The organism is Desulfosarcina sp. (genome assembly GCF_033791525.1).
GTDB lineage: Bacteria > Desulfobacterota > Desulfobacteria > Desulfobacterales > Desulfosarcinaceae > Desulfosarcina.
Genome location: NZ_JASJGN010000042.1, coordinates 1 through 6,443, shown reverse-complemented (window position 1 = coordinate 6,443; position 6,443 = coordinate 1). Strand labels below are relative to the sequence as shown.

The 6,443-nt window shown below is 54.6% G+C and carries 7 protein-coding genes; 3 read left to right on the top strand and 4 right to left on the bottom strand.

Annotated features, from left to right (window positions below):
* Positions 1–62 precede the first annotated feature (62 nt).
* From tolB to tolQ, 4 genes are all read right to left on the bottom strand, one after another.
* Positions 63–1,385 carry a Tol-Pal system beta propeller repeat protein TolB gene (gene tolB, locus QNK41_RS02115; RefSeq protein WP_319253259.1) on the bottom strand — a complete coding sequence of 441 codons (1,323 nt, stop codon included), beginning with the start codon at positions 1,383–1,385 and terminating at the stop codon, positions 63–65.
* Between the two features lie 86 nt (positions 1,386–1,471).
* Complete coding sequence (locus QNK41_RS02110; RefSeq protein ID WP_319253257.1) at positions 1,472–2,374, bottom strand: TonB C-terminal domain-containing protein; 903 nt, start codon at positions 2,372–2,374, stop codon at positions 1,472–1,474.
* Positions 2,374–2,814, bottom strand: a complete 441-nt coding sequence (tolR, locus tag QNK41_RS02105; protein WP_319253255.1) for a protein TolR — start codon at positions 2,812–2,814, stop codon at positions 2,374–2,376. The genes QNK41_RS02110 and tolR overlap by 1 nt, the downstream gene beginning before the upstream one ends.
* 12 nt (positions 2,815–2,826) lie before the next feature.
* Positions 2,827–3,540, bottom strand: a complete 714-nt coding sequence (gene tolQ / locus QNK41_RS02100; RefSeq protein ID WP_319253253.1) for a protein TolQ — start codon at positions 3,538–3,540, stop codon at positions 2,827–2,829.
* A gap of 303 nt (positions 3,541–3,843) precedes the next feature.
* Here tolQ and QNK41_RS02095 point away from each other — a divergent pair, with 303 nt between their 5' ends.
* From QNK41_RS02095 to sdhA, 3 genes are all read left to right on the top strand, one after another.
* Positions 3,844–4,413 (top strand): HD domain-containing protein, encoded by a 570-nt coding sequence (locus tag QNK41_RS02095; RefSeq protein ID WP_319253251.1) that lies wholly within the window; start codon positions 3,844–3,846, stop codon positions 4,411–4,413.
* A gap of 52 nt (positions 4,414–4,465) precedes the next feature.
* Complete coding sequence (locus QNK41_RS02090; RefSeq protein ID WP_319253249.1) at positions 4,466–5,107, top strand: succinate dehydrogenase cytochrome b subunit; 642 nt, start codon at positions 4,466–4,468, stop codon at positions 5,105–5,107.
* 90 nt (positions 5,108–5,197) lie between these two features.
* Positions 5,198–6,443: succinate dehydrogenase (quinone) flavoprotein subunit (gene sdhA, locus QNK41_RS02085; protein WP_319253248.1), on the top strand; the 1,246-nt coding region annotated here is incomplete at its 3' end.

The window sequence follows — 6,443 nt, the reverse complement described above, 5'->3', positions numbered from 1 at the left end:
TGGCCAGAATGATCCACTTTCTTTTCATCACTTTCTCCTCCTTTTTCGGGTATACCTACGATTCATGGGTTTAACATATTTGGAGACCACTTTGGGTTGGTCTGCTCACCGGGCAAGGTGAGTAGACGTCTCTGGTCGGTTCCGTAAGCGGTCATCACGTAAAGCCTGCTTTTGCCCTCCCGCGTCGAGCTGAAGGCAATAAGGCTGCCGTCCGGGGACCATGTCGGTGCCTCATTGCTTCCTTGATTCTCAGTGAGTTGAACGGGCTCGCCACCGTCGGGGTTGATGGTAAAGATATCAATGACGCCACTTTTCATGGCAGAGTAAGCGATTCTGTCTCCTTTGGGAGACCAATTGGGCTGTGTGTTGTAGCGCCCCTCAAAAGTCAACCGCTGAACCCGGTTAGAAATGGTGTCGTAAATGAAAAGCTGGGGATTGCCCGACCGTTTGGACACAAACGCCATGCGTCTGCCGTCTGGAGACCATGTCGGTTCCACGTCGATCCCCATGCTGCTTGTCAATCTTTTAATCATTTTCCCATTTCCGGTCAACAGGTAAATTTCCTGGTCACCGGAAAATGAAAGGCTGGCAGCCAGTTCAAACTTGCCAGGAACCCATGCCGGCGCAGCCTGCAGACCCGGTTTGTCGATTTTTGCAGTCCGGTTTTCCCTCACATGCTGCATGCGGATCCGCGGCCATTTGTCCGCATAGGTAGTATAGGCAATCCATCGGCCGTCCGAGGACCAGTCGGGGAAAAGCGAGATACTGTTGTGGTGAGTAAACCGGGTGATGTTGCTGCCGTCAAATTCACAAAGGTAAATTTCCTTGTGGCCAGACCCGTTGGAAACAAAGGCAATTTTCGAATCGAAGAAACCGCGGTTGCCGGTGATGGCAAATACCACCTCGCTGCAGAACCGTCGGGCCACCTGGCGGTGATCGTCAGGACTGCCCCGATAGCGTTTCCCCACCAGCATTTTTTCTTTGACCGTGTCGAACAGTCGAAGCTCGAATTCGGCATCACCATCCCGAATCACCACACCGCCGGTCACCAGCAGCTCAGCACCGATGGCCGTCCAGTTCCGATAACGGATACCGGCTCCGGAAATATCCATTATCTGAGGATCTTCGAGGAAGGCACCCGGGTCGCTGATGGAAAAATATCCTGTAAAATCGAGATAATATTCCAGCAGCGCCGATGCGGCTTTGGCCGCTTCCATGGCTGTCGGATCCTGGGCGGCAGCTTTGAACATCGGCACGGCGATGGGGGTTTTTCGAAGAAAGGGGTTGGATATATCAATATAATTGTATTGCGCAGCGGCTGTCGGCCAGGGCAGCAGCAAAACGAACAACACAGGTAGGACGAACATCAATCGGCGTCGAATCATAGTAGCATGGTGTCCTTGGTTTTTGGGTAACCGTTCAACGGTTCAGGGATTAGCAGGGCTGTTAGTGTTTCTGAGCCCCTGAACACTTAACGGATGCCTTGTGGGGTGAACCGGATGGCCATGACCACATAGGGTTGAGCCAGTCCATTGGGGTGGCTGTCCACCGGGTTGGATTTCACAATGGCCTTGTATGCCGACTCATCCAAATAGGTGTTGCCGGAGCGGTCTGTGAAAAAGATATCCCGGATTTCTCCATCGGGCATCACCTTGAAAACGATGGCCGCCACCAGGGATTGGTCACCGCCGGCCATCTGCTCATTAAACGCCCAGCTTTTCTGGATCTGGTAAGCAATTTCGATGCGGTACAGATCGATCAACTCGGCTGTCTTTTTTCCGTCTTCGTTGAACTTTCCAACTTTTCCACCCGTTTTCCCGGTTGAACGCTCAGTGCTTTCGCCGGATGGCGCCGACCGGCTGGCTTCCGCCTTGCCCACCTCCTGCCGCAGCCGCTCCAAAGCGGATTTCAGTGGTTCAGGCTGCTCCGCTTCCGTCTGCTCGTCTGGTTTGGCGGTGACCTGCTCTTCCAACTGTTCGATGGCCTGCTTGACCACTTGCGTGGATTTAAAGGTCTTTTTTTTCAGCGACGTCTTGGGTTTAGGTGGCGTTTCCGCCACCTTGACCCTTTTTTTAACCGGCGGGGTGACCGTCGGTTTTTTCACCACCTCGGGCTTTTCAATTTTGGGAGCCTTATTTTCCACAGCCGGTTTTTGGCTGGCCTCCGTAGCAGGATTTTTTAAAGATACCATGCTGACATTGATCACCGACTGGGTCTGGACTTTTTCAGAGTGCAGACTGGGCGTGATCACGAAAAGCAACAGAAACACCAAGTGACAAACGAAGGAAAGGGCCACTGGATAAAAAAAAGGCGCCTGCCCATCGCCCCGCAGGTCCTGGCTGGAAGAGACCGGAACGCGGATGTTCTTTTTCATCAGCCTTTTTTACCGGAGGACTGTCCGATGGTCTGGTCGTCGAAGGGGTCGGTCACCATGCCCAGCTTGTCGACACCGGCAGCCTTGATTTCCGCCATCACCCCGACAACAACACCATAGGGGACGTCTTTGTCCGCCCGGAAAAAGACCTCGCGATCCGTTTTGCCCGCAAGGATTTTTTCCAGCTTCTCTTTGAGGAAATCCATCCGCACCTGAAAATCGTTGATATAAATGTTGGCCTCCCGGTCGATGGTCACGGTGAGGTTCTCCTTTTCAGTCACCATGGGGGTGCCGCTCACCTCGGGAAGGGCCACATCGACCCCTTGAACCATCATGGGTGCCGTTACCATGAATATGATAAGCAGTACCAGCATGACGTCCACAAATGGGGTCACGTTGATGTCCGACATGAGCCGATCACTGCCGCTGCCGATTGCCATGCCGCCTCCCTTTTAACGTAGAATGTCCCGGTCGAGAATGTTGAGAAAATCAGCCGAAAAACTGTGCAATTCCGTCTCAATCACGCGAATCTTCTGCATGAAATGGTTGAACGCGATCACGGCGGGGATAGCGACTGCCAGACCGGCAGCCGTGGCCACCAGCGCCTCTGAAATACCCGGTGCCACCACGGCAAGGCTGGCCGATCCCCGCTGCCCGATGCCATGGAAGGAGTTCATGATTCCCCACACGGTGCCGAACAACCCGATAAATGGGGTCGTGTTGCCGGTGGTTGCCAGAAAAGGAACCATCTGATTGATTCGTGTCATCTCCGTGTTGATGGCCCGTCGAAGGGACCGTTTCACGTTGTCGGTGCCAGAAAAGCCCTGGCGCAGGGAGGGACTGCTTTCATCGGGAATAACCTCGTCGCCGGGTTTGCCACTGGGGTTGAGTTTGCGCAGTTCGGCATATCCGATTCTGAAGATCCGGGCCACCGGGCTTCCGCTCAGTTGTTTGGCCTTGGTAAAGGCACCGGCCAGATCCCGGCTTTTCCAGAAATAATCGATAAAAATATCCGACTCCTTAAACGCCTTGCGGATGTACCGGATCTTTATAATAATGATCGACCAGGACATCACGGAGAAGAAAAGCAGCAGCAGCAGGACAAATTTCACCATCAGGCTGGCGTTGCTGATAATGTGAATATAATCCATCTGGATAGGCACCATGTCCGTCTCTCCACTATGTAATAATTAAAGCATGCGTGGGGTTTGCGCTGCCGGTGAGTCCACGGGTAACCGGTATGGGATGTTCAATCCATCGCAACCCCTTGAAAAAGGTTTTGTATAACTATACAAGCCTCCTGATGGTGTCAAGCAGTTTGACGTTTGAAGCGCCGCGGTTCAAGGCTTTGCAGCCACAGGGACCGCCATTTTCGCGAGGTGCCGACGATTTTGCGTCCGGCGCCCTTACCACCTGAGCATGTGCATCCATAAATTTAGTCAGATCGGCATTAAAATAGGGGAGAGATAATGGAACGCATCGCCGAGTTCTTGTTTGAAACCATGCTGTTAAAAAGGGTTCACCGCACCGGGTATCAGTTCCTTGGCCCGGGAAAAGAGTCTGTCGCCGAACACACCTTTGGCGTCATGTGCATCGCCTGGACGCTGGCAAGGATGGAACCGGAAGCGGATGAGGGCCGGTTGCTGGCCATGTGTCTGATTCACGATCTCCCCGAAGCCAGGATGGGCGATCTGAACTCGGTTCAGAAAAAATATGTAACCGCCAATGAAAAAAAGGCTGTGACTCACATGACACGGGGCCTGCCTTTCGGACCGGACATCCACGCGCTGCTCGACGAGTTCAATGCCTGTGAAACGCTTGAATCCCGGCTGGCCCGCGACGCTGACCAACTGGCCTTCCTGCTGGATCTGAAATCCCTGTCGGATATGGGCTACGCCGCCCCGGACAAGTGGTCCGCGCATGTAAAAGCACGCCTACAGACGGCTGCAGGCATCAAGCTTTCGGAAAGCATAGCGAAAACTGAATGGGATTCATGGTGGTTGAAATTATTTATTGACAGGGATAGGAAAGAAAAATAGTTTAGTTCCCTTATTCAAAAATTCTGGCAATTACCTTAAACGGGAGGCAACGATGAACTGGATTACCGGCACACTGGGGTCATCCATCGCGAAAAAACTGCTGATGGCCATCACGGGGTTTAGTTTTTGCGGATTCCTGGCAGCCCACCTGGCAGGTAACCTGACCATTTATGGCGGAAAAGATGCCTTCAACGGCTATGCCGAGCATCTTCACGCTCTGGGACCGCTGCTGACGGTGGCCGAGCTGGTCCTGCTGTCCTTTTTTCTGGTTCACGTGATCACCGGCCTGATTCTTTTTCTGCAGAACCTGAAGGCCCGGCCGGTACGCTATGCGGTCAACAAGACCGCCGGCGGCCGAACCTTCGGATCCGCCACCATGCCGTACACCGGCGCTATTTTGTTGGCCTTCATCCTTTTTCATCTGATGAACTTTCATTTCGTGGACAAAACGAACACCACTATTTTTAACATCGTCTCCGGCGCCTTTTCCAATACCGGCTATGTGGTCGTCTACATCGTGGCCATGGTGGTCGCCGCCATCCACGTCAGCCACGGATTCTGGAGCGCCTTTCAGACGGTCGGCGCCAACCATCCCAAGTACATGCCGACCGTCCGGACGGTCGGTATCGCCTTTGCGGTGGTGGTGGGCATCGGATTCGGCTTTCTGCCCATTTATATTTTCCTGCTGGCCTGATGGGCCGACCGTTACGGGGCCCAGGCTTCGGCCACAATTAACACTCACGACGGGGTTGCCCGCCCCCAACCTGTCCAGAAAGGAAATACCATGGCGCTTGATGCAAAAATACCCGGCGGACCGATCACAGAAAAATGGGACCGGCACCGGTTTGAACTAAAGCTGGTCAATCCGGCCAACAAACGAAAATTCAACATCATTGTGGTCGGCACCGGTTTGGCCGGCGGATCGGCTTCGGCGACCCTGGCCGAACTGGGCTACAACGTAAAGACGTTTTGTATCCAGGACAGCCCCCGACGGGCCCACAGCATAGCGGCCCAGGGTGGCATCAACGCCGCCAAGAACTACCCCAACGACGGTGACAGCATTTGGCGGCTGTTCTACGACACGGTCAAGGGCGGAGATTTTCGGGCCAGGGAGGCCAACGTCTATCGCCTGGCCCAGGTGAGCAACGACATCATCGACCAGTGTGTGGCCCAGGGCATCCCCTTTGCCCGGGATTACGGCGGTCTGCTGGACAACCGATCCTTTGGCGGCGCCCAGGTTTCCCGTACCTTCTATGCCAGGGGACAAACCGGCCAGCAGCTGCTCTTGGGGGCCTACAGCGCACTGATGCGCCAGGTGGCCGCCGGCAAAGTCCAGATGTTCCCCCGGCGTGAGATGCTGGATGTGGTGCTGGTCGACGGCCACGCCAAGGGCATTGTCGTTCGGAACATGATCAACGGGGCAGTCGAGCGCCATGCCGCCGACGCCGTGGTGCTTTGCACCGGCGGATACGGCAATGTGTTTTTTCTCTCCACCAACGCCATGGCCTCCAACGTGACCGCAGCCTTCAGGGCTTATAAAAAAGGTGCTTTTTTCGCCAATCCCTGCTTCACCCAGATCCACCCGACCTGCATCCCGGTTCACGGTACCTTCCAGAGCAAGCTGACCCTCATGAGCGAAAGTCTGAGAAACGACGGCCGGGTGTGGGTGCCTAAAAACCCGGGAGACAAACGCACACCGGACCAGATTCCCGAGTCGGACCGTGATTACTATCTGGAAAACAAATACCCCAGTTTCGGCAACCTGGTCCCCCGGGACGTCGCCTCCCGCAATGCCAAGGAGCAATGCGACATGGGCAAGGGCGTGGGTGAAACCGGCCAGGCGGTCTATCTCGATTTCGCCGATGCCATCCATCGCGACGGCAAGGACGTCATCGAAAAGAAATACGGTAATCTGTTCCAGATGTACGAAAAGATCACGGCGGACAACCCGTACCAGACCCCCATGATGATCTATCCGGCCATCCACTACACCATGGGTGGCCTGTGGGTGGACTACAACCTGATGAGCA

Excerpts from the sequence above, each read along its gene's own strand:
- QNK41_RS02090 (WP_319253249.1), top strand. The coding sequence starts at position 4,466 with ATGAACTGGATTACCGGCACACTGGGGTCATCCATCGCGAAAAAACTG.
- tolB (WP_319253259.1), bottom strand. The coding sequence starts at position 1,385 with ATGATTCGACGCCGATTGATGTTCGTCCTACCTGTGTTGTTCGTTTTG.
- QNK41_RS02110 (WP_319253257.1), bottom strand. The coding sequence starts at position 2,374 with ATGAAAAAGAACATCCGCGTTCCGGTCTCTTCCAGCCAGGACCTGCGG.
- QNK41_RS02095 (WP_319253251.1), top strand. The coding sequence starts at position 3,844 with ATGGAACGCATCGCCGAGTTCTTGTTTGAAACCATGCTGTTAAAAAGG.
- tolR (WP_319253255.1), bottom strand. The coding sequence starts at position 2,814 with ATGGCAATCGGCAGCGGCAGTGATCGGCTCATGTCGGACATCAACGTG.
- tolQ (WP_319253253.1), bottom strand. The coding sequence starts at position 3,540 with ATGGTGCCTATCCAGATGGATTATATTCACATTATCAGCAACGCCAGC.